The organism is Micromonospora sp. NPDC005203, assembly GCF_042872705.1.
In the GTDB taxonomy this organism is placed as follows: domain Bacteria; phylum Actinomycetota; class Actinomycetes; order Mycobacteriales; family Micromonosporaceae; genus Micromonospora.
The window spans coordinates 113,783-138,618 of the sequence record NZ_JBIAKV010000001.1 but is presented as its reverse complement, the minus strand read 5'-3'; the positions used below and the strand labels follow the sequence as shown (position 1 = coordinate 138,618).

The 24,836-nt window shown below is 71.0% G+C and carries 27 protein-coding genes, 1 tRNA gene and 1 pseudogene; 20 read left to right on the top strand and 9 right to left on the bottom strand.

What is annotated here, in order from left to right; translation table 11 throughout:
• Positions 1–151 precede the first annotated feature (151 nt).
• Complete coding sequence (locus tag ACFYPM_RS00700; protein ID WP_151492618.1) at positions 152–508, top strand: STAS domain-containing protein; 357 nt, start codon at positions 152–154, stop codon at positions 506–508.
• A gap of 13 nt (positions 509–521) precedes the next feature.
• Here ACFYPM_RS00700 and ACFYPM_RS00695 read toward each other — a convergent pair whose 3' ends face one another.
• Complete coding sequence (locus ACFYPM_RS00695) at positions 522–1,802, bottom strand: MFS transporter (protein WP_387189731.1); 1,281 nt, start codon at positions 1,800–1,802, stop codon at positions 522–524.
• 110 nt (positions 1,803–1,912) lie between these two features.
• Between ACFYPM_RS00695 and ACFYPM_RS00690 the strand changes: the two genes are divergently transcribed.
• From ACFYPM_RS00690 to ACFYPM_RS00675, 4 genes are all read left to right on the top strand, one after another.
• Entirely contained in the window at positions 1,913–2,593 is a 681-nt protein-coding gene (locus ACFYPM_RS00690) for a FadR/GntR family transcriptional regulator (RefSeq protein ID WP_387191396.1), read from the top strand.
• Positions 2,594–2,632: 39 nt separating this feature from the next.
• Entirely contained in the window at positions 2,633–3,106 is a 474-nt protein-coding gene (gene mscL / locus ACFYPM_RS00685) for a large conductance mechanosensitive channel protein MscL (protein WP_357373373.1), read from the top strand.
• An 82-nt stretch (positions 3,107–3,188) separates the two neighbouring features.
• On the top strand, positions 3,189–3,440 hold the full coding sequence (locus ACFYPM_RS00680) for a hypothetical protein (RefSeq protein ID WP_238678688.1): 252 nt from the start codon (positions 3,189–3,191) through the stop codon (positions 3,438–3,440).
• Between the two features lie 245 nt (positions 3,441–3,685).
• The gene (locus ACFYPM_RS00675) at positions 3,686–4,057 is read left to right on the top strand and encodes a hypothetical protein (RefSeq protein WP_357243880.1); all 372 of its coding nucleotides are present in this window, start codon (positions 3,686–3,688) and stop codon (positions 4,055–4,057) included.
• 67 nt (positions 4,058–4,124) lie between these two features.
• Here ACFYPM_RS00675 and ACFYPM_RS00670 read toward each other — a convergent pair whose 3' ends face one another.
• Positions 4,125–5,366, bottom strand: coding sequence for a benzoate/H(+) symporter BenE family transporter (locus ACFYPM_RS00670; RefSeq protein WP_387189728.1), 1,242 nt, complete (start codon positions 5,364–5,366; stop codon positions 4,125–4,127).
• A 56-nt stretch (positions 5,367–5,422) separates the two neighbouring features.
• Here ACFYPM_RS00670 and ACFYPM_RS00665 point away from each other — a divergent pair, with 56 nt between their 5' ends.
• The 8 genes from ACFYPM_RS00665 (at position 5,423) to ACFYPM_RS00630 (ending at position 11,619) form a co-directional block, all read left to right on the top strand.
• Positions 5,423–5,989, top strand: a complete 567-nt coding sequence (locus ACFYPM_RS00665) for a helix-turn-helix domain-containing protein (RefSeq protein ID WP_387189726.1) — start codon at positions 5,423–5,425, stop codon at positions 5,987–5,989.
• A 124-nt stretch (positions 5,990–6,113) separates the two neighbouring features.
• The gene (locus ACFYPM_RS00660) at positions 6,114–6,833 is read left to right on the top strand and encodes a protein phosphatase 2C domain-containing protein (RefSeq protein ID WP_357243871.1); all 720 of its coding nucleotides are present in this window, start codon (positions 6,114–6,116) and stop codon (positions 6,831–6,833) included.
• 103 nt (positions 6,834–6,936) lie between these two features.
• The gene (locus tag ACFYPM_RS00655; RefSeq protein ID WP_179781709.1) at positions 6,937–7,275 is read left to right on the top strand and encodes a PadR family transcriptional regulator; all 339 of its coding nucleotides are present in this window, start codon (positions 6,937–6,939) and stop codon (positions 7,273–7,275) included.
• Positions 7,272–8,117 (top strand): ATP-binding cassette domain-containing protein, encoded by an 846-nt coding sequence (locus tag ACFYPM_RS00650; protein WP_387189723.1) that lies wholly within the window; start codon positions 7,272–7,274, stop codon positions 8,115–8,117. Before ACFYPM_RS00655 ends, ACFYPM_RS00650 begins: the two co-directional genes overlap by 4 nt.
• Positions 8,114–8,806, top strand: a complete 693-nt coding sequence (locus ACFYPM_RS00645; RefSeq protein ID WP_387189721.1) for a hypothetical protein — start codon at positions 8,114–8,116, stop codon at positions 8,804–8,806. Before ACFYPM_RS00650 ends, ACFYPM_RS00645 begins: the two co-directional genes overlap by 4 nt.
• A 59-nt stretch (positions 8,807–8,865) precedes the next feature.
• Positions 8,866–10,056 (top strand): enhanced intracellular survival protein Eis, encoded by a 1,191-nt coding sequence (eis, locus tag ACFYPM_RS00640; protein WP_387189719.1) that lies wholly within the window; start codon positions 8,866–8,868, stop codon positions 10,054–10,056.
• 19 nt (positions 10,057–10,075) lie between these two features.
• A complete protein-coding gene (locus tag ACFYPM_RS00635) occupies positions 10,076–10,333 on the top strand; it encodes a hypothetical protein (RefSeq protein WP_387189717.1) in 258 nt (85 codons plus the stop codon).
• A gap of 86 nt (positions 10,334–10,419) precedes the next feature.
• The gene (locus tag ACFYPM_RS00630; RefSeq protein WP_387191395.1) at positions 10,420–11,619 is read left to right on the top strand and encodes a hypothetical protein; all 1,200 of its coding nucleotides are present in this window, start codon (positions 10,420–10,422) and stop codon (positions 11,617–11,619) included.
• A 10-nt stretch (positions 11,620–11,629) separates the two neighbouring features.
• On the opposite strand, the gene ACFYPM_RS00625 is transcribed toward ACFYPM_RS00630, so the two are convergent.
• Complete coding sequence (locus tag ACFYPM_RS00625; protein ID WP_387189714.1) at positions 11,630–12,712, bottom strand: NAD-dependent epimerase/dehydratase family protein; 1,083 nt, start codon at positions 12,710–12,712, stop codon at positions 11,630–11,632.
• Positions 12,713–13,055: 343 nt separating this feature from the next.
• On the opposite strand from ACFYPM_RS00625, the pseudogene ACFYPM_RS00620 reads away from it, so the two are divergent.
• Positions 13,056–13,272: pseudogene (locus tag ACFYPM_RS00620) on the top strand (helix-turn-helix domain-containing protein); the annotation flags it as partial.
• A gap of 60 nt (positions 13,273–13,332) precedes the next feature.
• Positions 13,333–13,833 carry a cupin domain-containing protein gene (locus ACFYPM_RS00615; protein ID WP_357243852.1) on the top strand — a complete coding sequence of 167 codons (501 nt, stop codon included), beginning with the start codon at positions 13,333–13,335 and terminating at the stop codon, positions 13,831–13,833.
• A 221-nt stretch (positions 13,834–14,054) separates the two neighbouring features.
• Here ACFYPM_RS00615 and ACFYPM_RS00610 read toward each other — a convergent pair.
• Positions 14,055–14,129: transfer RNA gene (locus ACFYPM_RS00610), tRNA-Lys, on the bottom strand.
• A 560-nt stretch (positions 14,130–14,689) separates the two neighbouring features.
• Between ACFYPM_RS00610 and ACFYPM_RS00605 the strand changes: the two genes are divergently transcribed.
• The 3 genes from ACFYPM_RS00605 to ACFYPM_RS00595 all read left to right on the top strand — a co-directional run bounded on the left by ACFYPM_RS00605 (position 14,690) and on the right by ACFYPM_RS00595 (position 19,254).
• On the top strand, positions 14,690–15,457 hold the full coding sequence (locus ACFYPM_RS00605; protein ID WP_387189711.1) for an IclR family transcriptional regulator: 768 nt from the start codon (positions 14,690–14,692) through the stop codon (positions 15,455–15,457).
• Between the two features lie 333 nt (positions 15,458–15,790).
• Positions 15,791–17,221 carry an extracellular solute-binding protein gene (locus ACFYPM_RS00600; RefSeq protein WP_387189709.1) on the top strand — a complete coding sequence of 477 codons (1,431 nt, stop codon included), beginning with the start codon at positions 15,791–15,793 and terminating at the stop codon, positions 17,219–17,221.
• 125 nt (positions 17,222–17,346) lie between these two features.
• A complete protein-coding gene (locus ACFYPM_RS00595; RefSeq protein ID WP_387189707.1) occupies positions 17,347–19,254 on the top strand; it encodes an ABC transporter permease subunit in 1,908 nt (635 codons plus the stop codon).
• An 86-nt stretch (positions 19,255–19,340) separates the two neighbouring features.
• Here the strand turns inward: ACFYPM_RS00595 and ACFYPM_RS00590 are convergent, their stop codons facing one another.
• Positions 19,341–20,288 (bottom strand): GNAT family N-acetyltransferase, encoded by a 948-nt coding sequence (locus tag ACFYPM_RS00590; protein ID WP_387189705.1) that lies wholly within the window; start codon positions 20,286–20,288, stop codon positions 19,341–19,343.
• The gene (locus tag ACFYPM_RS00585) at positions 20,285–20,896 is read right to left on the bottom strand and encodes a dihydrofolate reductase family protein (RefSeq protein ID WP_387189702.1); all 612 of its coding nucleotides are present in this window, start codon (positions 20,894–20,896) and stop codon (positions 20,285–20,287) included. The genes ACFYPM_RS00590 and ACFYPM_RS00585 overlap by 4 nt, the downstream gene beginning before the upstream one ends.
• Positions 20,897–21,025: 129 nt before the next feature.
• On the opposite strand from ACFYPM_RS00585, the gene ACFYPM_RS00580 reads away from it, so the two are divergent.
• Positions 21,026–21,898: a LysR family transcriptional regulator gene (locus tag ACFYPM_RS00580; protein ID WP_387189700.1), complete on the top strand. Its 873-nt coding sequence runs from the start codon at positions 21,026–21,028 to the stop codon at positions 21,896–21,898.
• On the opposite strand, the gene ACFYPM_RS00575 is transcribed toward ACFYPM_RS00580, so the two are convergent.
• The 3 genes from ACFYPM_RS00575 to ACFYPM_RS00565 form a co-directional block, all read right to left on the bottom strand.
• Entirely contained in the window at positions 21,895–22,635 is a 741-nt protein-coding gene (locus tag ACFYPM_RS00575) for a hypothetical protein (RefSeq protein ID WP_387189697.1), read from the bottom strand. The two genes, ACFYPM_RS00580 and ACFYPM_RS00575, sit on opposite strands and share 4 nt — an antisense overlap.
• Before the next feature lie 201 nt (positions 22,636–22,836).
• Positions 22,837–23,733: a GNAT family N-acetyltransferase gene (locus tag ACFYPM_RS00570; RefSeq protein ID WP_387189694.1), complete on the bottom strand. Its 897-nt coding sequence runs from the start codon at positions 23,731–23,733 to the stop codon at positions 22,837–22,839.
• 10 nt (positions 23,734–23,743) lie between these two features.
• A complete protein-coding gene (locus ACFYPM_RS00565; protein WP_387189692.1) occupies positions 23,744–24,109 on the bottom strand; it encodes a hypothetical protein in 366 nt (121 codons plus the stop codon).
• A 190-nt stretch (positions 24,110–24,299) separates the two neighbouring features.
• Here ACFYPM_RS00565 and ACFYPM_RS00560 point away from each other — a divergent pair, with 190 nt between their 5' ends.
• Positions 24,300–24,764: a hypothetical protein gene (locus tag ACFYPM_RS00560; RefSeq protein WP_387189690.1), complete on the top strand. Its 465-nt coding sequence runs from the start codon at positions 24,300–24,302 to the stop codon at positions 24,762–24,764.
• Positions 24,765–24,836 lie beyond the last annotated feature (72 nt).

Below are 24,836 nucleotides of genomic sequence, written 5' to 3'. Positions count from 1 at the left end.
GACCTGGACCGGGCGGACTCTATCACCGGGGCCTGACCAACTACTTGCCCCTCAGCAACGGAATGACGACGGCCACCGGATCCCGGCTCCCCGTCCTGCGTACGACCCCGGTCGTGGGATACCGTTCCCCCGATAACAGGAGGTCTGGCAAATGTCCTTGACGGTGCACACGGAACAGCGCGGCGACGTGGTCGTCGTGTCGGTCGCGGGCGAGCTGGACATGGCCACCGCACCGCAGTTGCAGGACCAGATCACCGACCTGCTCGACAAGGGTCGCAACCGGCTGGTGTTCGACCTGGCGAACGTCTCGTTCTGCGACTCGACGGGTCTGTCGGTCTTCGTCCGCGCCAAGAACAGCTGCGACGAGGCCGGCGGCGTGGTGCGTCTGGCCGCCCCGCAGCGGGGTGTGCTGCGCATCCTCGAGGTGAGCGGGCTGGTCGAGGTGCTGCACACCTACCCGACGGTGGACGAGGCAGTCGCCGGCGAACCGACGCCGGCCTCCTCCTGAGCTCTGCCGTTCGTCACTCGTCCTCGACGTAGCGGGGACGAGCGATCGCCATACCCGCCGCCGTCTGCACGGCGAGCGCGCCCAGCAGGAACCCGAGCGGCGCGGTCCAGCCGCCGGTGACCTCGTAGAGGATGCCGACCATCAGCGGGCCGAGGGCGGCGATCACGTACCCGGTGCTCTGCGCGAACGCGGAGAGCGCGACCGTCCCCTCGGCGGTGCGGGCGCGTAGACCGATGGCGGTCAGGATCATCGGGAACGCGCCCTGGCCGATCGCCAGGAGGGCGACCCAGAGCAGCGCGGCACCGCGCGGGGCGAACGCCAACCCGAGGTAGGCGAGCGCCGACGCGGTGGTCAACCCGAGCACCAGCGGCCGCAGGCTGCCGAGTCGGCCGGCCAGGGTGGGCATCAGCAGCGCGATCGGCACACCGAGCGCGGTCACCCCGGCGAGCAGGAGTCCGGCCGACTCCGGCTGGTAGCCGGCGTCCCGGAACAGCTGGGCCAGCCAGCCCATGATCGCGTACCCACTGAGCGACTGTGCCCCGAAGTAGACGGCCATCGCCCAGCCGAGCCGGGTCCGCGCCGGCCGGACCCGCACCGGCGCGGCGACGGCCGCCGCCGGGGTCGAGCGCCGCGCGCCCGCCCGGGTCCGCAGCGCGAGTGGCACCCACGGAAGTACGGCCACCGCGGCCATCGCGGCCCAGACGCCCAGCCCGGCCCGCCACGAGCCGAAGGCGTGCGCGATCGGCACCGCGGAGGCCGCGGCCACCGTCGTGCCGACTGTCAACGCCATCGTGTACGCCCCGGTGACCAGCCCGGTCCGGTCCGGGAAGTGTTGCTTGACCAGCATCGGCAGCAGGATGTTGGCGACCGCGATGCCGGCCAGCGCCAGAGCGCTGGTGAGCACGAAGATCCAGGCCGAGTCGGTGGTGGCCCGGAGCACCTGACCGGCGGCGAGGGCGAACATGGCGACCACCAGCACCCGGGCCGGTGCCACCCGGCGGACCAGCCACGGGGTGAGCGCGCCGAGTCCGGCGAACGCGATGGTCGGCAGGGTGGTGACCAGACCAGCCATGGTGCCGGAGAGCCCCAGCCCGTCGCGGACCTCGTCGAGCAGGGCGCCGAGGCTGGTCACCACGGCGCGCAGGTTGAGCGCGACCAGCAGCATCCCGACCAGTACGAGCGCGCCACCGGTCGCCGGGTGCGTCCGCCGGCCCGCGCCGGGGTCACGCGTCGAGGGTGGGTCGACGAGGACGGGAGCGGGAGGCGCCGGCGCTGCGGTGGGTGGCGGGGTCATGACCGCTAACCTACAATCATGGGATGAATTATGGGCCGGTGATGTAACCAGTGCCACCGTCTGGCGATTCCCCCACCGCACCGCAGGTGCCGCCCCTCGGCCAGCCCGCCGTGCCGCCTCGCGGCCAGCCCGCCGTGCCGCCTCGCGGCCACCGGGTCCGGCAGACCATCGAGCAGCTCCGCGCCCGGATCCTCGGCGGCGAGTGGCCCGTCGGCGGGCGCATCCCCACCGAGCCGCAGCTCGTCGCCGCGCTGGGCGTGGGGCGCAACACCGTTCGGGAGGCCGTCCGAGCCCTGGTGCACGCCGGGGTGCTGGAATGCCGGCAGGGCTCCGGCACCTACGTGGTGTCCACCGACGAGCTGGCACCGGTGGTCGCCCGCCACCTCAGTGACGACCGGATGACCGAGGTCATCGAGGTGCGGCGCGCCTTCGAGGTGGAGGCCGCCCGGCTCGCCGCGCTGCGACGTACCCCGGAGGACCTGGCGGCGCTCGACGGCGTGCTCGCCGAACGCGAGGCCGCCTGGCGCGGTGGCCGGGTCGACGCGTTCGTCGAGGCCGACGCGGCCCTGCACGTCGCGGTGGTCGCCGCCGCGCACAACGCCATGCTCGCCGAGTTGTACGCCTCGGTCGGCACCGCCCTGCGCAGCACGGTCGCCCAGGCGATGGGGGGCGCGCTCACGTCCGAGCGCTACGTCGACCACACCCGGTTGGTCGAGGCGATCCGGGCCGGCGATCCGGGCCGGGCGGCGTTCGAAGCCGGCGCTTTTCTGGAACCCGCCGAACGGGCATAGGTTGTGCCCGACAGAAAAGCGGACACCTCGGGAGTACGAATGCTCAAGGGCTTCAAAGACTTCATCATGCGCGGCAACGTCGTCGACCTAGCGGTCGGTGTCGTCATCGGCGCCGCGTTCACGTCGGTGGTCACGTCGCTGACGAACGCGTTCCTCAAACCGCTCATCACGCTCTTCGTTCTGCTGATCACCGGCAAGGACAACGGCCTGGAGGGAGCCGTCTGGACGATCCGGGGCGTCGACTTCGACTGGATCAGCTTCGTCAACGCGTTGATCACCTTCCTGCTCACCGCGGCCGCGCTCTACTTCCTCGTGGTGTACCCGATGAACAAGCTGGCCGAGCGGCGGCGTCGGGGCGAGGAGCCGCCGCCGGCGGCACCGAGCGAGGAGGTCAAGCTGCTCACCGAGATCCGGGACGCGCTGGTCTCCGCCGGCCACACCACCCCCGGTCAGCAGCGCGGGGCGCTGGACGACGTGCTGGGCCGCCGCCCGGAGCCGCCGACGCAGCGCTGACACCAAACGGATGCACATCGGCCCCTGCGGGATTCCCGCAGGGGCCGCACCTTCTCGTACGTGTGTTCGATAGAGTCCCGCCATGGAGCAGCGTAAGCACTGGTGGAACGGGAAATGGGGGCGGCTGGCCCGACGGGACGTCTTCCTCCGGGTGGACGCCGACCGGTGGCACGTCGAGCAGCGGGCCGGCGGGGCCGAGGGCATCTCCCGGTTCTACGAGTACGGCAGTGCGGACGAGGCAGAGGACACCGTCCGGGCGCTTCTCGACGGTCCGGACACCTGGCGGGAGCTGTCCCCCCGCCCGCCCGGCGGCTGGACCCTCCCGAACGGCTGAGCACCTCCGACCTGTCGCCTCTCGCCATCGGCGCCGGACCTGTCGGCTGCGAGCCGCTGCTCTGGGACACGGTTCCGACCCACGCCGGGGCTGCGGCCGCGCGTCGGGTCGCGGGCGGGCGGCGCGCGAGGGGCGGGCAGCGCGCGGGCAGCGCGCGGGCGGCGCGCGAGGGGCGGGCGGCGGGCGGGCGGCGGGCGGGCGGGCGGCGGCGTTTAGCGGCGTACCGCCCCGGGAACCGCAATGGGATGGACCAGCAGGACGAGCAGCAGGCGACCATCGCGCGGATCACCACCGGGATGCCGGTGATCGACTCAGCCGGCACCGAGGTCGGGACCGTGGACCTCGTCCAGCGGGGTGACCCGAACGCGGTGACCGTCCAGACACCGAATGCCGACCCGGGCAGTAGCCTGGACGAGCTGATCGAGGCGACCGCGGTCGAGGAGCCGGATGTTCCCGCCGATCTGGCGGCGCGGCTGCTGCACAGCGGTTACCTGAAGGTCTCGACCGAGCTGACCCGCACGGGCGCGGTCTACGTACCGGCCGACCGGATCGGGTCGGTGGCCGACGGCCGGGTCCTCCTCGCCGTGGGCGTGGCGGACCTGCCGCCCGAGGAGTGACCCCACCGCCCTGATCGACTCGGGTTCACGGAAATCGGGGCGTCCGGAGCCTCGGGACCGCCCAACTTCAGGACACCCGAGTGGATCTTTCCGGCGCGGCAGGGGTGAGCTGGTCCGGCGCGGCAGGGGTGAGCTGGTCCGGCGCGGGCGCAGCGGGTCGGCGGCGGTGGAAGAGCAGCAGCATCAGGCAGCCCGCGACCAGACCCCAGAACGCCCCGCCCACGCCGATCAGGGTCACCCCGGAGGCGGTCACCACGAAGGTGACCACGGCGGCCTCCCGGGTCGCCGGGTCGGTCACCGCCGCGGCGAGCGCGCTGGCGAGGGCACCCAGTAGGGCCAGCCCGGCGACCGCCTCGATGAGGATCGGCGGGGCGACCGCGACCAGCGCGGTCGCCACGCCAGCGCCCAGACCGAGCAGGGCCAGGCCGGCACCGGCGGTGACCGAGGCGACCCATCGTCGCTCCGGATCCGGATGGGCGTCCGGGCCGGCGGCCAGCGCGGCGGTGATCGCCGCGAGGTTCACCGCGTGCCCGCCGGCCGGGGCGGCAAGCAGACTGGCCAGGCCGGTGGCCCGCAGCGCGGAGCCGAACGGCGGCCGGTAGCCGTAGCCGACCAGCACCGCCATGCCGGGCACGTTCTGAGCGGCCATGGTGACCAGGAACAGCGGTAGGGCGAGGCCGACAAGCGCGGACGCGTCCCAGGCCGGCACGGTCACGGTGATCGACGGGGCCAGCGAGGCACCGGTCAGGCCGGTCGGCGGCGCGGTGAGAGCGATCGCGACCACCGCCACCAGCAACGCACCGGGCACCGCCCAGCGGCGGGCGAACCGGTGCAGCAGCAGCCAGCCGACCACCACCGGACCCGCCACCACCGGCAACTCCACGAGTGCGCGCACCGGGGCGGTGCACAACGGGAGCAGCACCCCGGCGAGCATCGCGCCGGCCACCGGCTTGGGGATGGCGGCCACCGCACGGCCGAGTGGCGGAAACAGCCCGGCCGCCACGATCAGCACACCGGAGACGAGGAAGGCGCCCACCGCGACCGGCCAACCGCCCGGCGGCGCTCCGGTGGCCACCAGCAGCGCCGCGCCCGGTGTGGACCAGGCCACGCTCATCGGTATCCGGTGCCGCCAGCCCAGCCAGGCGGCGGCGAGCCCGCAGGCCACGCAGAGGGCGAGCAGGCCGGAGGCGGCCTGCTCGTCCGACGCGCCGGCGGCACGGAGCCCGGCCAGCACGACGGTGAACGAGCTGGCGAAGCCGACCAGGGCGGTCACCACGCCGGCCAACACCGGTTGGACGCGTCCGGCCATGCCACCCTCCCGGGGTGTTCCGTTTGCGGAACGACAGTGTGTAGCACGATAGTCGGGTGCCGCAGCCGCCACCAGCCCGCCGTCCGGGCCTCGACGTGGATCCCACCGTCGTCGGCCGCCGGGTCCGTGCCCTGCGCGAGGAGCGGGGAATCTCGCTGTCCACACTGGCCCGGCTCGCCGGCGTCGGAAAGGCCACCCTCTCCGGCCTGGAGCGCGGCACCCGCAATCCGACCCTGGAGACGCTCTGGGCGGTCACCGCGCAACTCGGCGTGCCGCTCACCGCCCTGCTGGCTGAGTCGACCGCCGGGGCCGGCCCCACCGCGCAGGGCACCGCGGTCACCGCCACCCTGCTGGAGGTGTTCACGGACACCGACGCGACCTACGAGCTGTACCGGATGCGGGTCGCGCCCGGCCCGGCGCAGCTCTCCCCCGCCCACCAGCCGGGGGTCACCGAGCACATCACCGTCTTCGCCGGGATGCTGCGCGCCGGCCCGGCCGACGCGCCGCTGACCGTGCCGGCCGGCGGTCACCTCCGCTGGGTGTCCGACGTGCCGCACAGCTACGCGGCGGTGGGTGACGAGGAGGTCGCCGCCAGCCTCCTGCTGCGCTATCCGCGGCACTGAGGCCCGGCCGACCGGTCACGCTCCGTCGGGTCCGTCGGGTCCGTCGACGAAAATCGCAATCATTTCTCGACGCACGCAGGAGCCGTAGAGACGAAGGCGGGGTGTTCTTGGCAAGCTTGACCCCATGACGCTGATCCTCCGCTCGGTCATCCTCAACGACATCGGCCTGGTCCGCACCAACAACGAGGACTCCGCCCTCGCCGGTGACCGCCTGATCGCCGTCGCCGACGGCATGGGCGGGCTGCCCGCGGGCGAGGTGGCGAGCGAGATCGTGATCCGGATCCTGGACGAGCTGGCCCCGCCCACAGATCCCGACGGTGCCGCCGACGCCCTGCGTGCCGTGGTCAGCACCGCCAACCAGCGCATCCACGCCGCCATCACCGTCGACCCGAGCCGCGACGGGATGGGCACCACGCTCACCGCGGCGCTGCTGGCCGGCGAGACGCTGGTCTTGGCCCAGGTCGGCGACTCCCGCTGCTACCTCTTGCGCGACGGCGAGCTGACCCAGCTCACCCGGGACGACACGTTCGTCCAGGCCCTGGTCGACCAGGGCACCCTCGCCCCGGAGCAGGCCCGCCACCACCCACAGCGGTCCCTGGTGACCCGGGCCGTGCAGGGCGCCGACACCCCACCCGCGATCGGGGTGCTCACCGTGACCCCCGGCGACCGGCTGCTGCTGTGCAGCGACGGGCTCTCCGACTACGTCGAGGACGACGCCATCGCGGCGGCGCTCGGCATGTACGCCGACCGCCAGCAGTGTGGTGAGCAGTTGGTGAAGCTCGCCCACCACGCTGGCGCACCGGACAACGTGACAGTCGTGGTCTCCGACGTCGTCGCCCGCTGACCGGTACGCCTCCCCCGGCGGCTCGCCCGAACCAACCGGTTCGGGTTCCGCCGGCCGCAGTAGGTGGTTGTGCCATCTAGGTTGCGCCGCTACTGTCCAACGCGTGGATTCCGACCGGCGCGGGCAGTGGCTGCGAGGGGTGCTCGACATCTGCGTGCTGGCCCTGCTGTCCGACCGCGAGTCCTACGGCTACCAGCTCGCCCAGGCGCTCGACGCCGCGGGCGTCGGGCCCATCCAGGGCGGCACGCTCTATCCCGTGCTGCTGCGCCTGCAGAAGACCGGCCTGGTGACCGCGCAGTGGCGGGAGGGCAGCGCCGGGCCGGCCCGTAAGTACTACCGGCTCACCGACGACGGGTACGCGGCACTCCGCGCGGGCGGCAGCGCCTGGCTCACCTTCGTCCAGCCGGTGAACGACATCGTCACGAAGGGGGTCACCCGGTGAACGCCGACGATTGGCTGCGCACGCTCACCACCGAGCTGCACCAGCGCCGGGTCGCGGCGGACGCCGCCCGGCACGTGGTCGCCGAGGCGGCCACGCACCTGCGCGAGGGTGGTGGCGACCCCTGGGTCGTCTTCGGTCCACCCCAGCAGTACGCGGGAGCGGTCGTGGAGAGCATCGGCACCGCGCCCGGACCGCGTCCCGGGCAGGTCCGGCTGCACGCGGAGGGCATCACCAAGCGATACGGGCGGCGAGCGGTGCTGCGCGACGCCACGCTCACCGTCCGGGCCGGACAGATCGCCGCCGTCGTCGGCGCGAACGGCTGCGGCAAGAGCACCTTCCTGCGGATCTGCGCCGGGCTGATGTCGCCCGACGCCGGTGCGGTGACCGTCTCCGGGCGGCTCGGCTACTGCCCACAGTCCGGCGGCACCGCCGACTTTCTGCTCGCCGACGAGCACTTCGTGCTTGTCGGCGCAGGTCAGGGCGTGGCCCGAGGGCCGGCCCGCCGGGCCGGTCGGGCGGCGGCTCGGCAGCTCGGTTGGGAGGCGGGCGGGGATGTGCAGGCCCGCCACCTGTCCGGCGGCACCCGGCAGAAGCTCAACCTGACCATGTCCACCCTCAGCGCCCCGGACGTGCTGTTGCTCGACGAGCCGTACCAGGGCTTCGACCAGGGCACCTACGTCAACTTCTGGGACCAGCTCAACCGGCTGCGCGACGCCGGCGCGGCGATCGTCGTGGTGACCCACCTGCTCAACCAACTCGACCAGGTGGACATCGTGCTCGACCTGACCCCGGCACAGGTGACCGGGTGGCACGCGCCAGGTGTCCAGGGAGGCCACCGGTGAACCGGCTCGTCGTCGTCGCCGAGATGACCCTGCGGGAGTTGCTGCGGCGTCGGGGCGTACTCCTGCTGTTGTTGTTGATGCCGTTGACCTTCTACCTGATCCGACGGGACGCCTACCTCGGGCAGTCGGTCCGGTCGCTGCTCCTCGGCGTGGGTTGGGCGGTGAGCACCGCCGCGCTGTTCGCCACCACCGCGGCTCGTGAGCTGGAGCCGAGACTGCGGCTGGCCGGTTATCGTCCGCACCACCTCTACCTCGGCCGGGTGCTCGGCCTGTGGACGGTGGGGCTGATCATCTCCGTACCGTTCTTCCTGCTTCCCATGATCGACGGCGCGGACCTGCGGTACGGCGGCCTGGCCGCCGCGCTGCTCTGCTCCGTCGCGGTGGCGGCGCCGTTCGGGATGCTGGTCGGCGCGCTGCTGCCCCGCGAGATGGAGGGGACGCTGCTGCTGCTCACCGTGGTCACGGTGCAGATGTTGATCGACCCGGCCGGCTCCGGGGCGAAGTTGACACCGTTCTGGTCGACCCGGGAGATCGCCACCTGGGCGGTGGACCACACCGACCAGGGTTACCTCTCCCGTGGTGTGCTGCACGGGCTCGTCGTCACCGCCCTGCTGGTCGTCGGCGTGGCCGCCGTGGTCAGCGTCCGCCTGCGCCGCCGCCGGCACCTGCGGCACCTCCCGGTCGGATGACCGGGGCGGATACCGCCAATTCGGTTGCCGGGGCCAGCACGGCAGGTTGAGATGGGCGGATGACCATCCGCCGAGTGGCCGCCGACGAGCGTCTCACCACCAGCTTCCCGCTGGCCGCGTACGCCTTCGAGTCGTCGCCGCTCAGTGCTTCCCGGACCGAGGAGTTCCGCGACTACCTGCCCTACAACCAGGGCAACCGGACGCTTGTCGCCGAGGAGGGCGGCATCACGCTGGCCGCCGTCTCGTCCATCCCGATGCGACAGAACCTGCGCGGGGCGGTGTTGCCGATGGCGGGCGTCGCCGGGGTCGCCACCCACCCGCTGGCCCGCCGGCAGGGACACGTACGGGTGCTGCTGCACCAACTTCTCGACGAGGTACGCGACGAGGGGCACTCCCTCAGCGCGCTCTACCCGTTCCGGCCCAGCTTCTACGCCCGGTTCGGCTACGTCGGGTTGCCCAAGGCGCGCAGGGCCACCTTCGCCCCGGCCCACCTGGGCTCGCTGCTGCGCGTGGACCTGCCCGGCGAGGTGGGGTGGGAGCGCGTCGCCGCGGGCTATCCGGCGTGGCGCGCGTTCACCGAGCGCTGCCTGCGGGAACGGCACGGCTTCGCGCTCTTCCCGGACTACCGGGCGGACGGGATGCGCGACCGCGACGAGTACTGGCTGCTCACCGCGCGCGTCGACGGTGAGGTCACCGGCGCGGTGACCTACCGGATCGACGAGCACGGCGGCACACTGCACGGCAACGAACTGCTGGTCAGCGATCCGCTCGCGCGCGTGTTGCTGTTGCAGTTCTTCGCCCGGCACGTCGACCAGGTCGAGCGGGTCACCGTTCAGGTTCCGCCCGACGAGTTGCCCGAGCTGTGGTTGACCGACCTGGACATGCACGTCGAGGCACGCATCGCCGTGCCGGGCTCGTCCGCCCCGATGGCCCGGCTGTTGTCGCTTGACGCGTTGAGCGGGCTGCCGGCCGGTCCCGGTCGGGTGCGGGTCGAGCTGACCGGGGACCGCTGGCTGGCCGGCACCCATCTGCTGGACGGCACCAGCGGTGCGCTGGAGCTGACCGCCGACACCGCCGGCCGCGCGCCGGCCGCCACCCTCACGGCGGCCGGGCTCTCCGCCCTGGCGTACGGGGTGCTGGATCCGGCCGAGCTGCCGTTGCGGGACCTCGGTGTGGTGCCGGTGGACGCCGCCGCGGAGCTGCGCAGCATCTTCCCGCGCCGGGTGCCGTACGTCTTCGCCGACTTCTGAGCCTTCCGCACAACCGGGTTTGTCGCCCCGGCGCTACGTCTTCCCGCTCTGGAACGGGATCGCGCTGATCAGCGGGGTGGCCGCGCTGCTGGGCAACACGTTGCTGGGCGGTGCGCCGCCGGAGGTGCTGGCCGCAATCACGGCGCTGGCGGCCGGAGCGATCCTCGCCATGATCACCGACACCATGGTCCCGGAGGCGTTCGAGAACGCCCACCTGCTTGTCGGTCTCATCACGGTCGCCGGTTTCCTGACCGCGTTCGTTCTCTCCCACGCCTGACCGCCGGCCCCGCCTTAACCAGGCATTAATCCCGCACGGTGGATTCGTCGCGACGCCGGTGCGACTCCTAGCATCACGGGGTGCGCATGATGTCGCTTGCCGCTCTACTCGTCCTCGGTGTCGCCACCGCGACCCTGCCCGCCTGCGCGCCCACCGAGCCGGCCCCCGCCTTCGAACCCGGCGCGTCCGCCTCGCCGGTGGCCACGCCAACCACGGCCCCGACCGAGGCACCGCAGACCCGCGACGGTCTCGGCGGCCCGGGGGCCAGCGCGAGCCCGAAGCCCGCCGCGAAGGTGCTCGCGGCCGGCAACCCGAACGGCAGGGCCACCGTGCCGGCCGAGGCACGGGCGGTGGACGCCTCGAAGCCGACCCGGACCATCGGCACCGGCACCCCGGCGAGCTGCACCTCCGCGGCGGTCGTGAAGGCCGTCGCTGCCGGCGGTGTCATCACGTTCAACTGCGGACCTGCCCCGCTGACGATCAAGATGACCGCCACCGCGAAGGTCCGCAACGCCAACGGGCCGAAGATCGTGCTGGACGGCGGCGGCAAGGTCACCCTGAGCGGCCAGGGGCAGCGCCGCATCCTCTATATGAACACCTGCGACGAGGCCCAGGGCTTCACCACCGCGCACTGCCAGAACCAGGACCACCCGCAGCTCACCGTGCAGAACCTCACCTTTGCCGACGGCAACTCCACAGCCGAGAAGGCCGAGGGCGGCGGCGGTGGGGCGATCTTCGTTCGCGGCGGGCGGTTCAAGGTGGTCAACTCGCGCTTCGTCCGCAACCGCTGCGACCGCAACGGCCCCGACCTGGGCGGCGCGGCCATCCGGGTGCTCAGCCAGTTCGAGAACAAGCCGGTGTACGTCGTGAGCAGCACCTTCGGCGGCGCGTCCGGCCAGGGCGGCTCCTGCTCGAACGGGGGCGCGTTGAGCAGCATCGGCGTGTCCTGGGTGGTGCTGAACAGCGTGCTCAGCCACAACGAGGCGATCGGCAGCGGCGCCAACCCGGCCAAGTCCGGCACGCCCGGCGGCGGCAGCGGCGGCGCGATCTACTGCGACGGCAACGAGTTCACCGTACGGATCGCCGGCACGATCATCGAGAACAACAAGGCCAACGAGGGCGGCGGCGCGGTCTTCTTCGTCAGCAACAACCGCACCGGCACGATGCGGATCGAAGGCTCGACCCTGCGCCGCAACCCCAGCGGACAATTCGAGACCCGAGGCTTCCCCGGCATCTTCTTCCTGGGCGCCCAGAACCCCACGGTGACCAACTCCAAGCTCTCCTGACCGGAGGAGGTCAGTAGGGGTTCCCCGCGCCGGGCGGGCGGGCGTGCAGGAGAGCGGCGGGGCGGCCGGGCAGGTCCCGTGCGCCGGACATCGGTGGGCTCGGCGTGTGGTCGCCGTCGGCCATCCCGGCGAAGAGTTCCTTGAGCGCCGTCAGCGCACTGATCTTGGGCTGCCAGCCCAGCTCGGTCTCCGCGCGCTCGCTGGACATCAGCGGGGCGTTCAGACCCAGTTCCACCCAGCCCGCGTCCACCGGTTGCAGCCGCGCCCTCCAGGTCAGCGCCGCCGCGGCCCGCAGCACCGGCGCGGCGACCGGCACCGTCCAACCGTGGAAGTGCCGAGCCACCAGCTCCGGGGTGAGCACCGGGTCCGCAGCGACGTTGAAAGCGCCGCGCACGTCACTCATGACCGCCCGGGCGTACGCGTCGGCCACGTCGTCGGCGTGCACCGCCTGCATCCGCAACCGGCGGTTCGTCGGGACCAGCGGGATCCGACCGAAACGCAACAGCCGCACCGGCGCCAGCGGGCCGAGAAAATAGCGGGTGATCTCCGCACCGGCGGCCCGCTGGAAAATCAGCCCGGGTCGCATCCGCACCACCCGCAGCGTCGGGTGATCTCGCTCGATCCGGTTCAGCGCCGCCTCCACCTCGGCCTTGTGCTCGCTGTACGACGAACCGGGCACTCCGGTGGCCGGCCACCGCTCACTGATCGGGTGGTCCTTCGGGCCCGAGGCGTAGGTGCCGACCGACGAGGCGTACACCAACGCCGGCACACCGGCCCGGACCACCGCGTCGAACACCGCCCGGCTGCCCTCGACGTTGGTCCGTCGCAGCACCCGCTGATCGTGGCTGGGCTGGATCTGCCAGGCCAGGTGCACCACCGCGTCCGCACCCGCGAACACCTCGGCGAGCTGCCCCGCCGCGCCCGGGGCGCCAATGTCGCAGGAGTGCCATTGGACCTGGTCGTACGGCTCACCGGCATCCGGGCCGGGCAACCGCCGGACCACCCCGGCCAGTTCCACGTTCCGCTCCTGGCGCAGCCGCCGCAGCACCGCCGTGCCGACATTGCCGCTCGCACCCACCACCACGATCCGCATGCTCGACCCCGTACCCGCCCAGCGGCCGCTCAATCGCCCACGCCGCCCTCGCGGGCGACGAACTCCCGATCCGCGCATCGCCGGCAGCCCCGCGGCTTGATCCACGGCCGCGCGGGATTGATCCACGGCCGCGCGGCTTGATCCACGGCCGCGCGGCTTGATCCACGGCCGCGCGGCTTGATCCACGGCCGCGCGGCTTGATCCACGGCCGCGCGGCTTGATCCACTCGGCTTCCGGAAGGTCGCGGTGTCACCGCAGGCAGGACAGCCCGCTTTTCGGCATCCCGAGTCGACCAAGGGTGAGAGGAGCCGCATTGCCCGGACCGGCCGGGCACAATTGGGCCGTGGAGCGTCACGAGTTCGGTACCCCGGTGCGCCAGTTGCTAGAGAGTAGGGCGCCTGCGGCTGTCGGGCTGCCGATCGGGCGTCGGCGGGTGCGGGGGTTGCGGCGGGAGGAGCTCGGCGAGCTGGCGGGGATGTCCGCGGACTACGTACGCCGGCTGGAGCAGGGGCGCAGCCATCCGTCCGCGGGGGTGGCGGCCCTGTCGAGTTGCCTCCGGGTACCCGCCGTCGCCGCGCCGATCGAACCAACCGTCCGCACACACCCAGGAGACGACGACGATGATTCCCGACGACGATCCCACCCGCTCGCTGACCGTGGCGAACCCCGACGATCCCGACACGACCTACATCTCCCTGGTGGGCAACACCTACGGCATGTTGATCACGGGCGAACAGACCAACGGCGCGTACTGCCTGATCGACATGCGCATCCCCGACGGCGGCGGCCCGCCGCCGCACCGGCACGACTTCGAGGAGATGTTCACGATCCTCGAGGGCGAGATCGAGTTCACCTTCCGCGGCGAGAAGCACGTCGTGCGGGCCGGCTCCACGATCAACATCCCGGCCAACGCGCCGCACAACTTCCGCAACACCTCCGGTGCGCCGGCCCACATGCTCTGCATGTGCACCCCGGCCGGGCAGGACGAGTACTTCACCCGCATCGGCGACGTCGTCGCGGGCAAGGACGCACCGCCGCCGCAGCTCTCACCGGACGAACTCGCCGAACGCCGCCGCCGCTCTGTCGAGCTGGCCTCGGCCTACCGCAGCGAGTTCCTGTGACCAGCCAACCGCCGGCGCTCCGGCGATATCGAGCCGGAGGGCAGCCGTCGTGCTGACTGCGGAAGGGGTCCGAGCCGCCTGCGCGCGGCTGGGACCCCTCGCTCGTTGCGAACGGCCAGGCGTACTCGGTCGTTTCGGGCCGTGCGGTCTGGCGCGCGACCGTCATGGCATGAACACGCCCTGTCACCGGAGACGCCTGCGTTTTCCCAGCTCACCTGCCGTGGTAGGCCGCCTGGGACTCGAACCCAGAACCTAAGGATTAAAAGTCCTCAGCTCTGCCATTGAGCTAACGGCCCTCTGCGCCTCAGGCTACCCGACCACCTGCGCCCGGGTTGATGTCCGCCCCCGCCCTGACGAGCGATGCTGATCTACGCCCGCCACGACTTCGGAGAGGTGCTGATCGGCGGCTGAGGTTAGGCCTACTCGCTGCCGGACGCCAGCCAGGTGACGATGAACGGCGCGGCGGCAGCCACCAGACCGCCGAAGAAGGCGACCACACTGGCGGCGACCCCCGATCCGGCGTCGCCACGAGCGCCGGTCCGAAGTCCACCGCAGGTAGGCGAGAGCCGCGCCGCCCGATGAATCGGACCGGCGGAAGGCGGAGGAACCAGGAGAGCTGGATCCGGTACTGCTTCGGGTCGATCAGATCCGGCACGAAGGACCAGTAGTCCCACTCGATGAACAGGCCAGCCGGCGCGATGATCGCGAGCGCCGGCCAGGACGTCACGCGCCGTCGGTGGCGGGCAGCACGCTCGTCGCCGCGTCCCGTGCCGGGGCTGACGCAGTTATCCTCGTCAGGTGCTCGTCCGCGTGCGGCGCGTTGACACGAGTCCGGCATTTCGAAGGGACTATCGACATGCCCCGTGTGGTATCGGCGGTCATCCGCGCACTCGACATCCTCGAACTGTTCCTGGACCATCCCCAACTGTCGGCCCGCCAGGTGATGGAGCGGCTCGACCTGCCCCGCACCACCGTCCACGAGCTGCTCGTCACGCTCGAGGCCCGTTCGTACCTGATCTCCGTCCCGGGCCAGCCGGTGCAGTATCGGCTCGGCATGCCGCTTTTTCAGCTCGGCGCGGCGTTCTCCGGCCGCCTTGACCTGGTCCGCGAGGCGCAGTGCGTCGCGCGGGACGTGGCCGCCGCGTGCGACGAGGCGGTTCACGTGGCCGTGCTCGACGGCGCCAATGTCATCTACCTCGTCAAGTTCGACAGCACGCACCCGGTCCGGATGGTCTCCGCGGTCGGGCGGCGGCTGCCGGCGCACTGCACGGCGGTCGGCAAGATCCTGCTGTCGGGCCTCGACCAGGCGGCTCTGGACGAAGTCCTGAAGGGTGACCTGCCGGGCATGACGCCGGACAGCATCACCGACCCGGACCGCCTCCGCGTCCACCTCGACCAGGTCCGGGCGGAGAGCGTGGCGGTCGACGTCGGCGAGTCGGACAGCGCCATGCGCTGCGTCGCCGCGGCCATCCGAGATCATTCCGGTACGACCATCGCCGGGATGAGCCTGTCCGCGCCGATCATCCGCTGGACGCCCCAGGCGCAGGTGCGGTGGACCGGGCTGGTTCGTGAGGGTGCCGCCGCACTGTCCGCCCGGATGGGCTACCGGGCTCAGGCTCGGTAGCCAGCATCGCGCTTTCGGTTCGAAACACCATCGAAACATTGACACTCGTCAGAATGCTGCTCTAGCGTCGCGACCACTCGATGCGGTATCTCGAACTCAGTTCGAAATCTCGAACGGTGGTGGTCCCGTGGCCCGGCCGAACCTGAACGTCAGCGCCAGTTCCTCGGCCCGGTCGCCGATCACCTCCACTTCGGCGCGTCACCCGGCGAGCGGCATGCGACATCTCTCCCGCGGTCGCCGACCAGAGACACACCTTGGAGCACGAGCATCGCACTGTTCGCCATGAGCTTCTTCGGCGTCCGGCGGTGCCGAAAACGAAGGAGGCGAACGTCCATGCAGGACAACCCGGCGTGGTCCCGGCGCGGCTTTCTCGGGATGGGGGTGGGGGTGCTCGGCGCGGCCGGTCTGGCCGCCTGTGGAGGCACCTCCGAGTCACCAAGCAAGGTGCAGCCGGAGGTTCCGCAGGAGCTGATCGACGCCGCGGCGGCGATGAAGGGCTCCTCGATGGGGATGCTGTCGCAGAAGTTGTATTCGACGGCGGCGAACGAAGCTCTCGACAGCTCGATCAAGAAGTTCGCCGACAGCACCGGGACGAAGATCGAGAACAGTCTGGTCCAGGCCGACGCCGGCGACGTGGTGGCGAAGATCGACGCCGAGGTCAAGGGCGGGGTCGCGCGTGACCTGGCGTTCATGACCGACTCCCGGTTCGTCGCGCAGTTCCAGGCGCTGGGCGACCTGGAGGACGTGACGGACGTCGTCCAGGCGCTGACCGCGAAGTACGGCGAACCCTGCGCCGAGGCCAAGAACTTCTGCGTCTTCGACGGTAGGTGGTTCGCCATCCCGTACCACTTCATCGGGATCGGTTCGTTCCTGCGCAAGGACTGGATGCAGGACAAGGGCATCTCCCCCAAGGACATCTACAGCTGGGAGGAGTTGCGAGACCTGTGCCTGGAGATCTCCGATCCGGCCAAGCGCCGGTTCGGCTGGGGCATGACGGTGAACCGGTCCGGTGACGGCAACGGCATGATCGAGGCACTGATCAACGCCTACGGCGGGTCGATCGCCGCCAATGACGGCCGGAAGGTCACGTTCGACTCCCCCGAGACAGTGCAGGCAGTCACCTTCCTGGGCGACATCTACACCAATGCCAGGTACAAGCGGATGTTGCCGCCCGGGGTGGCCAGCTGGACCGACACCAGCAACAACGAGAACTGGCTCGCCGGGGTCCTCGGTTACACCCGCAACCAGTTCAGCGTCTACGCGGACTCCCGGACCAAGAAGAACCCGGTGCACGCGAACACCCACGTGTTCTCCGACTGCATCGGGCCGGCGACCGACAATCCGCTGCTGCTCGGCCAGTCGCAGGGCTTCGTCGTCTTCAAGGGTGCCAAGAATCCGGCGCTCGCCAAGCTCCTGGCGCAGTACCTGGTCAGCGCTCCCGCGCTGCTCGGGGTGGCGAAGGAAGCGCCCGGCCTGGTGCTGCCCGCCTGGCAGAAGGTCTGGGACGCCGACCCGTTCTTCACCAGCGGCGACCCGGCGTTCCCCATGCTGCGCAGGATCACCGAACTGAAGCTGCCGCTGAACACGAAGAACGGCCTGGCCTTCCCGCAGAAGGCCAGCGCGGGCCAGCAGGCGGTGGGGTCGGCCTACGTCCTCACCGACATGATGCAGCAGGTCGTGCAGGGAGCGGCGCCGGCGCAGGCCGTGACGGCCGCCCACGCGAAGATGGTGCAGATCTTCAACCAGCAGGGGCTGCCGCAGTGAGGTCGGTCCGTCCTGCGCGGGTCCCGGCGGCGACGAATTCCCGGCCGCCGGGACCCGGCTCTCTCACCGCGACCCAGCGGCGGCTGGGTCGTGACTGGCGGCTGGGGGCGCTGTTCCTGGCACCCATGGCCGTGCTGGTCGGCGGTCTCGTTCTCGTGCCGATCGTCCGATCGATCATCACCAGCACCACGGAACGGCACGGGCAGGACTCCGTGTTCGTCGGCCTGGACAACTACCTCGCCCTCGCCAGCGACGAGCAGTTCCACACCGGCGTGGTGAACTCGTTCGTCTTCACCGCGTACGCCGAGGTCTTCAAGGTCGTGCTGGGGCTGGCCGCGGCCCTGCTGCTGCACCATCGACGTCGCGGGCGGGCCGTGCTCGCCGGGCTGCTCCTGCTGCCGTGGGTGGTGCCGACGGTGGTGACGGCGTTCAGTTGGCGCGCGCTGCTCGACCCGATCTTCGGCAGCGTCAACATCTTGCTCACCGCCTCGGGGATCGGGCCGCTGCTGGCCAGCGCGCACCTGGTCGACAGCTGGCCGGCGGGCTGGCTGTCCGACCCGTCGCTGGCCATGCCGTCGGTCATCCTCGTCAACGTCTGGAAGGGGGTGCCGTTCTTCACCGTCTGTTTCCTGGCGGGGTTGAAGGCGATCCCGGCGGACCTGTACGAGGCGGCGACCATCGACGGCGCCTCGGCGTGGCAGCGGTTCCGTAACGTGACGCTGCCCGGACTGCGCCACGTGATCACGGTGACGGTGACCCTGTCGTCGATCTGGACGTTCAACAACTTCGACCTCGTCTGGTTGCTGACGCAGGGCGGTCCGGGCGACGTGACCGCGCCGTACGTGCTCGTCGCCTACTCGAAGGCGATCCTGCAACTCCAGTACGGCGCGGGCGCGGCGGTCACGCTCGTCATGCTGCCGATCATCGGCGGGCTGGTGTTCGTCCTGGTCCGGTTGCTGCGTCAGGACACCAACATCAAACTGCCCGGGCGACGCCGGACAGCGCGGTGGATCGGGAAACAACTGTGGGCTCCGACGGTGCGCAAGGCCCTGCCGTGGGTCGTCGCCGCGCTGGTCACCGGTCTGCTGGCCTGGGCGTCACCGCAGATCTTCTGGAAGGCGGCGGTGGTCCTCGGGGTGATCCTGCTGATCGCTGCGGCGGTCGGCCGGGTGGTCTCGACCCTCCAGTCCCGAGGTGGTCGCCGGTCGTCGTTAGTGGTGTCGGGCCTGGGTTCCTGGGTCGCGCTGGCCGGGTTGCTCTTCTTCGTGCTGGGCCCGCTGTACTGGATCGCCGTCACGGCCTTCAAGTCCGAGGGCCAGGTCGTCATGCGTACCGACGACCTGTGGCCGACGCCGTGGACGCTCGAGCAGTTCGGCGCCCTGTTCGACAACCAGCCGTTCGGCCGCTGGTACCTCAACACCCTGCTGGTGTCCGTGGCGTCCACCGCGGTGGCACTTGTCTGCGCCGCACTGGCGGGGTACGCGCTGGCCCGGCTGCGGTTCCGGGGGGCGCAGGGCTTCACCGTCACGGTGCTGCTCACCTATGTGATGCCGGGCGCGCTGCTGTTCATCCCGCTGTACCAGATGCTCATCGGCGTACGGCTCACCGACTCGCTGTGGTCCCTGGTGCTGACGTACCCGACCTTCACGCTTCCGTTCGCCACCTGGCTGCTGGTGGGGTATTTCTCGTCGATCCCCATCGAGTTGGAGGAGGCCGCGCTCGTGGACGGCTGCACCCGCGTCCAGGCGTTCGGCCGGGTGGTGCTGCCGCTGGCCAAGCCAGGGTTGCTGGCGGTCGCGCTCTTCACCCTGACCAATGCCTGGAACGAGTTCCTCTTCGCCTTCGTGTTCATCACGAAGGACGAGTACAAGACGCTCCCCGTGGGGATGCAGTCGATGATCGCCGGAGACGTGGTGCCGCAAGGACAGCTCGCCGCCGCGTCGCTGCTCGTCAGCATCCCCGTGGTGATCATGTACGCCTTCGGGCAGCGCTTCCTCACCGAAGGGCTCACCGCCGGCGCGGTGAAGGGCTGATCGAGCGGACCGACGGGCCGCTGGTGTCGATCGGGCACCAGCGGCCCGGCAACGGAGACGCCACGACGGCTCCCGCAGTCGGCGGCTCACTGCCAGGCCATGTTGATGGCCCGTTCGAAGTTGACATAGCCGGCGCGGGTGAACGCGGCCGCCATGGGCACGTTGCCCAGGTCGGTGGCGGCGCGAATGCGGGGGACGTGCTCGGCGGCCAGGAGTCGGGTGCCTTCGGCAAGGAGGCCGTCGACGTACCCGTGACCCCGGTGTTCGGGTACGACGCCGAGATAGGCGATCACCGGGTGGTAGGCGTTGCGCGCCGGGATGACGAACCCGACCGGCTCACCGTCCTCACCCACCGTGCCGATCCGCCACCATTCGCGAGGGCTGGAGTACGTGGCGAGTTCCTCCTCGTAGTGCTTGACGGCGGCCTCGTGCGGCGACATCCGCGCCAGGTCGGTACGGCTGTGCGCATCCAGGGTGCCGTCCAGGGCGCGGGTCATCAGGGCGATCAGCTCGTCGCTGTCGAGAGCCGAGCGGAAGGCCAGACGCGGGTCGGGCGCGGGCAGGCCGCCGTCGGGCTGCCACTGAAGGCGCAGTCGTTCGACGGTCAGGCGTGCACCGGTGCTCTCCAGGACGCTCATCCTCGTGCGCACCGCCCGGTACGCGTCCGGGTCCTCGCGCCAGTTCGCCGGGATGAAGCGGCCGTACTCCGGTGGGTTGGCACCCGCTGGCAGGACCTGCTTCGCGGCCGTCTCGTACAGCGTCCGCGCCACCTCGGTCAGGTCTTCGGCGCCGTCGTCGACGTCGACGATGTCCAGGAGCAGCGGGCTGCTGTCGCCGCCGCGGCCCCACCAGGCGACCCTGGCGAGCAGGCGATCCCCGTGCAGCGCCACCCACATCCACTCCGGTCGGCGACGGTGCGCGGCCAGGTCGTCGGCGAGTTCGTGGTTGATGGTGTACGGCAGACGGTTGAACAGCGCCACCTCGTCCGGCCCGGTGATGGGACGGATCGTGACGGTGTCGGGGGTTGTGCTCATGCGGACTCGTTTCCGGTCTGGGTGTGGGTGTAGGTGAGGAACAGCGCGCCGCTGTCCAGGACGGTGTGGTCGGTCAGACGCCAGGTACGCGGTGCGAAGACGGCGTCGCGGCCGAAGAGCGGGATGCCGGCGCCGATGGTCAACGGGGCCAGCTTGACGATCAGCTGGTCGATCTCGGGGTAGAGGGCACCGGCCAGGGCACCGCCGCCGATCACCCAGACGTCCTTGCCGTCGTGCCGCTTCAGCTCTCGTACCGTGGCGATGGGGTCGGTGTCCAGGACCTCGACGGCCGGGTCCGGGCGGTCACCGAGCGTGCGGGAGAACACCAGGTGGCGCAGGTGCGGGTACGCGTCGGTCACGCCGGCCCGCAGACCCACCTCGTAGGAGTGCCGCCCCTCCAGGACGGTGTCGAACCGGCTGCCCTCGCCGGTGATGCCGAACGCCTGCCGGGCCGGACCGGGCAGGGTCTCCGGATACTCGGCGACGAGGTGGCGCAGGTAGTCGTCCGGGATGGGCCAGAATCCGTCCGGTCCGGTGGGGTCGGCGCCGTCGGGACCGGCGATGAAGCCGTCCAGGGTGGCCGCGATGTAGTACACGAGCTTGCGCACGAGCATCTCCTTGGCTGAGGCGTGTTCCTCGCTCCGACGCAGATCAGCGTGCGCGGTGACCGGCCGGTCCACAAGATCACATCTGGTAACGTGCCATAACCCTTCACTAATTCACGAACGGGATCAGCGGTGGAACTCCGGGACATCGAAATCTTCCTCACCCTGGCGGAGGAGCTGCATTTCACCCGCACCGCGCAGCGACTGCACGTGACCCAGGCCCGGGTCAGCCAGGCGATCAAGAAGCAGGAACGGCGGATCGGTGCTGCCCTGTTCGAGCGGAACAACCGACGGGTGGCGCTGACACCGATCGGTCAACGGCTCTTCGACGACATCCAGCCCGTGTACCGGGGACTGTGCGAGGGGATGGACCGGGCCAGGCTCGCCGCCCGCGGCAAGACCGGGGTGCTGCGGGTCGGGTCGATCGCCGTCAACCTCCACGATCTCCGCGATCTGTTCACGGCGTTCGCGCAGGGCCACCCCGAGTGCGAGGTGCAGCTGCGGCACGTCGACTTCGGCGACCCCTTCGGTCAGCTGCGCGCCGGCGACATCGACGTACAGATCGTGTGGTTGCCCGTCAGGGAGCCGGACCTCACCGTCGGCCCGGTCATCTACACCGAACCCATCGTGCTGGCGGTCGGCGCGAGCCATCCGCTCGCCGCTCGGGAGTCGGTCTGTTACGAGGACCTGGCAGACGTGACGGTGATGGGCGGTGTCCGGCCGGACTACTGGCGGGAGATCCTGGTGCCCCTGCGCACACCCAGTGGGCGTCTGATCCGCATCGGCCCGTCCGTCTCCAACTTCCAGGAGATGATCCCGATCCTCGTCACCGGCGAAGCCGTCTCGCCGGTCCACGCCCAGGCCGCCCGCTACTACGCGCGCCCGGACATCGCGTACGTGCCGATCCGCGACGCCCCGCCGGGCCGGTGGGGGCTGGTCTGGCGCACCGGCACCGAGACGGAACTCATCCGCTCGTTCGCCGACACCGCTGAACACCTCAGCTAGCCGACGGCCAACCACACCACGAAGCCGAGCCCGATGAGCAGCGCGGTCACCCAGCTCAAGCGGGACAGTGACACCTGCCCCTCCACCTCGCGGGCCACCGTCGCCAACGTGCCGGGGAGTTCGGGAAGCGACGAAGGTCGATATACCACAGCGGTGACCTGACCCTCCGCCACCGAGAAGGGGCCGCCGACCTGCCGCCCGGACCGGCCGGTGTGAAGCGGCAGCCAGGTCGCCACCTCGACGGTCCCGGCGGGAACCAGGATGTCGTACGGATCCCAGCCGGACAACCGATGCGCGACCTCGTTGACGACGACGACCGGGGTGGTGTCGTCGCCGTAGGCATCAGGGTCGAGCCACAACAGGGGCTTGACGGCGATGATCCGCAGCACCCCCTGTCCAGCGGTGGTCGGCACCGTGGCGGGCGCTTCCCGCATCGCCGTCAACTCACGCTCGACCTCGGGAGTGATGGCCTTGTCGCGGACGAGGAACAGTTTTGCGAACAGGTCCGCGCCCAACAGGGAGAGGAGGAGGCAGAAGGCACAGAGCATCACTCCGGCGTAGGCGACTTGGATCCCGATCAGGCGCAGGATGGCACCGAGAAGTATCACCCCGTCCAGATACGCGCCGAGAAGCAGCAGACCGATGGACGACACCCCGCAGACAGCGGCGACGGCCAGGGCGGCGCCGAACCCCAGGGCGCGATCTCGCCACCCACCGGGACCAGCCTCCTCTGCCACCCCTCCGACCGTAGCGATGCCCGGCAATGTCTCGCGCCGCACCGTGAATCTCTGTTCCTGGTACGAGAAGCAGGGTCCCGTGCCGACCGGCCGTCAGATCGACGACCAGACCCGGCCGGAGTGCCCGGCGACCCGGACCGAGGTGCTGAAACTCGCCGGCATGGAGAGCTTCGAGCGGCTGTAGTAGCCCCGATGTGGCCCTCAGCGCTCCAACCGCTTACCGAACCAGTGGTGGGCGTAGTGCTCGGTGTTGTACGGCTCGATCTCCACATAACCGCTCGCGCGGTACATGGCGATCGCCTCGGTGAGGTTGCGGTTGGTGTCCAGCCGGACGGCCGTCGCGCCACGCTCCGCGGCGTACCGCTCCAACTCGCCCAGCAGCCGCCGGCCGATGCCGAGCCCGCGTACGGCGTCGGCCACCCAGACGCGTTTGAGTTCGGCTTGGCCGTCCGGGAGGAGTTTGACCGCGCCGCAGCCGATCGGTTCGGCGTTGAGGGTGGCGAGCAGGAGCACACCGGCGGGCGGGACCAGTGCCTCGTCGGGGACCGGGTTGCTCAGCTCCGGGTCGAACCCGTCGTCGAACCGTCGCCCGATCTCCCGGGCGTACGCGCGCAGGCAGGCGCGGGCCCGCGGGTCGCTCGGCGGGCACGCCTCGATGACAACCATCGAGCCGATGAGCAGCCGTTCGACCTCCGCCATGGCCGCGACGAGTCGTTCCCGACGGTGCTCGGTGAGCGGTTCGAGGATCGAGGCGGCAAGGTCGTCCGAGCGCTGGTCGAGATCGGCCCACGCCGTACGACCGGCGGCGGTGAGCGTGGCGGTGCGGACCCGGCCGTCGCTCCCGGCCTGGTCGGCCGGTCCCACGGTGACCAGGCCGTCGTTCTCCAGGGTGCGCAGGAGCCGGCTGAGGTGGCCGGAGTCCAGGTTGAGCCGGGCCCGTAGCGCGGCGACCTCGGCGCCGGAGGGGCCGATCTCCCAGAGCACACACGCCTGCCCGAGGGGTCGCCCCTGTGCCATGTACTCGTCGTCGAGCGCACCCACGCGCTGGGTGACCGTCCGGTTGAACCGCCGCACGGCGGCGATGAGCGCGGAGTCCATACGCCTGACTTTAGTCAGGATTTTTGATGCGGCGATAGGAGCGGTTGCCGGCGTGGTCCAGGACGACCACCGTGAGCACCACCCCGGTGGCGACCGCGCTGACCGCCAGCAACGGCAGTCGCAGGACGGCCGCCGCACCGGACATCACGAACAGGGCGGCGACCCGGGGCCAGGACAGTCGCCGGTGGATCGCCACCGAGAACAGGGTCCGCCCGAGGAGGAACAGCGTCGGACCTCCCAGGATGACGACGGCCGCGGTCAGGTCACTCGCCTTCGTGAGGGCGAGCACGAACGCCAGGTCGAAAAACAGCTCCAGGAACGAGGCGCTCAGCGGTGCGTCATCGCCCCGCAGCAGCCGTTCGGGCCTGCTCGCCATCGGCGCTCCTCCCGGTGGCCCGCACGTCAGGCCTTCGTCGTACCACCCGAGGCCGGCCACCGGAGGCGGAAACGGTCGACGGCCGAGCCGTTCGACGACGACCCGTCGACCCCCCGAGTCGTTGATCCGGCAGCGCCGGAGGTCGTCGGTGACCACGGTGGGGGCACCGACTCAACGAGGGGGGACGACGATGACCGCTCAGCGGGAGACCGTGCCTGTCGACCACGACCTGTTCCGCGCCGTGTACGACTCGCCCGCGGCACTGCCCGGCCGACACCGCTGGACCACCCCGGAGGCGGACGTCCGGCGGCTGGAGAAGCTGCTCGGCATGCCGGCGCGCAGCATCGGCGCCCCGCTCTGGGTCAGCGGCGACGAACCCGACTGCCCGAAGTGTGGCCGACGCGTCACCTGGTACGACATCGTGTCGTCGGCACTCTCCGGCCTGCACGACAAGGCCATGATCGCCACCGTCATCCTCGGCGAGCGCAAGTACGTCAACACCGGGATTCCGGCAGCCATCGCCGGGGTCCGCTGCGCCGACTGCCACACCGCGATCGACGGCCTGCGCAGCTTCAAATGCCACAACTGGGCGTACGCCTTCGAGGCGCTGGAGGCCGTCCGCGAGCGCATGGCCGGCCACCCCGGACGGACCTGAGCCGCGCCGCGCGAACGCCGGGCCGGCCGCGCGGACCTGAGCCGCGCCGCGCGAAGGCCGGACTGGCCGCCC

Excerpts from the sequence above, each read along its gene's own strand:
- ACFYPM_RS00700 (WP_151492618.1), top strand. The coding sequence starts at position 152 with ATGTCCTTGACGGTGCACACGGAACAGCGCGGCGACGTGGTCGTCGTG.
- ACFYPM_RS00695 (WP_387189731.1), bottom strand. The coding sequence starts at position 1,802 with ATGACCCCGCCACCCACCGCAGCGCCGGCGCCTCCCGCTCCCGTCCTC.
- mscL (WP_357373373.1), top strand. The coding sequence starts at position 2,633 with ATGCTCAAGGGCTTCAAAGACTTCATCATGCGCGGCAACGTCGTCGAC.
- ACFYPM_RS00680 (WP_238678688.1), top strand. The coding sequence starts at position 3,189 with ATGGAGCAGCGTAAGCACTGGTGGAACGGGAAATGGGGGCGGCTGGCC.
- ACFYPM_RS00675 (WP_357243880.1), top strand. The coding sequence starts at position 3,686 with ATGGACCAGCAGGACGAGCAGCAGGCGACCATCGCGCGGATCACCACC.
- ACFYPM_RS00670 (WP_387189728.1), bottom strand. The coding sequence starts at position 5,366 with ATGGCCGGACGCGTCCAACCGGTGTTGGCCGGCGTGGTGACCGCCCTG.
- ACFYPM_RS00660 (WP_357243871.1), top strand. The coding sequence starts at position 6,114 with ATGACGCTGATCCTCCGCTCGGTCATCCTCAACGACATCGGCCTGGTC.
- eis (WP_387189719.1), top strand. The coding sequence starts at position 8,866 with ATGACCATCCGCCGAGTGGCCGCCGACGAGCGTCTCACCACCAGCTTC.
- ACFYPM_RS00630 (WP_387191395.1), top strand. The coding sequence starts at position 10,420 with ATGATGTCGCTTGCCGCTCTACTCGTCCTCGGTGTCGCCACCGCGACC.
- ACFYPM_RS00625 (WP_387189714.1), bottom strand. The coding sequence starts at position 12,712 with ATGCGGATCGTGGTGGTGGGTGCGAGCGGCAATGTCGGCACGGCGGTG.
- ACFYPM_RS00615 (WP_357243852.1), top strand. The coding sequence starts at position 13,333 with ATGATTCCCGACGACGATCCCACCCGCTCGCTGACCGTGGCGAACCCC.
- ACFYPM_RS00605 (WP_387189711.1), top strand. The coding sequence starts at position 14,690 with ATGCCCCGTGTGGTATCGGCGGTCATCCGCGCACTCGACATCCTCGAA.
- ACFYPM_RS00600 (WP_387189709.1), top strand. The coding sequence starts at position 15,791 with ATGCAGGACAACCCGGCGTGGTCCCGGCGCGGCTTTCTCGGGATGGGG.
- ACFYPM_RS00595 (WP_387189707.1), top strand. The coding sequence starts at position 17,347 with ATGGCCGTGCTGGTCGGCGGTCTCGTTCTCGTGCCGATCGTCCGATCG.
- ACFYPM_RS00590 (WP_387189705.1), bottom strand. The coding sequence starts at position 20,288 with ATGAGCACAACCCCCGACACCGTCACGATCCGTCCCATCACCGGGCCG.
- ACFYPM_RS00570 (WP_387189694.1), bottom strand. The coding sequence starts at position 23,733 with ATGGACTCCGCGCTCATCGCCGCCGTGCGGCGGTTCAACCGGACGGTC.
- ACFYPM_RS00565 (WP_387189692.1), bottom strand. The coding sequence starts at position 24,109 with ATGGCGAGCAGGCCCGAACGGCTGCTGCGGGGCGATGACGCACCGCTG.
- ACFYPM_RS00560 (WP_387189690.1), top strand. The coding sequence starts at position 24,300 with ATGACCGCTCAGCGGGAGACCGTGCCTGTCGACCACGACCTGTTCCGC.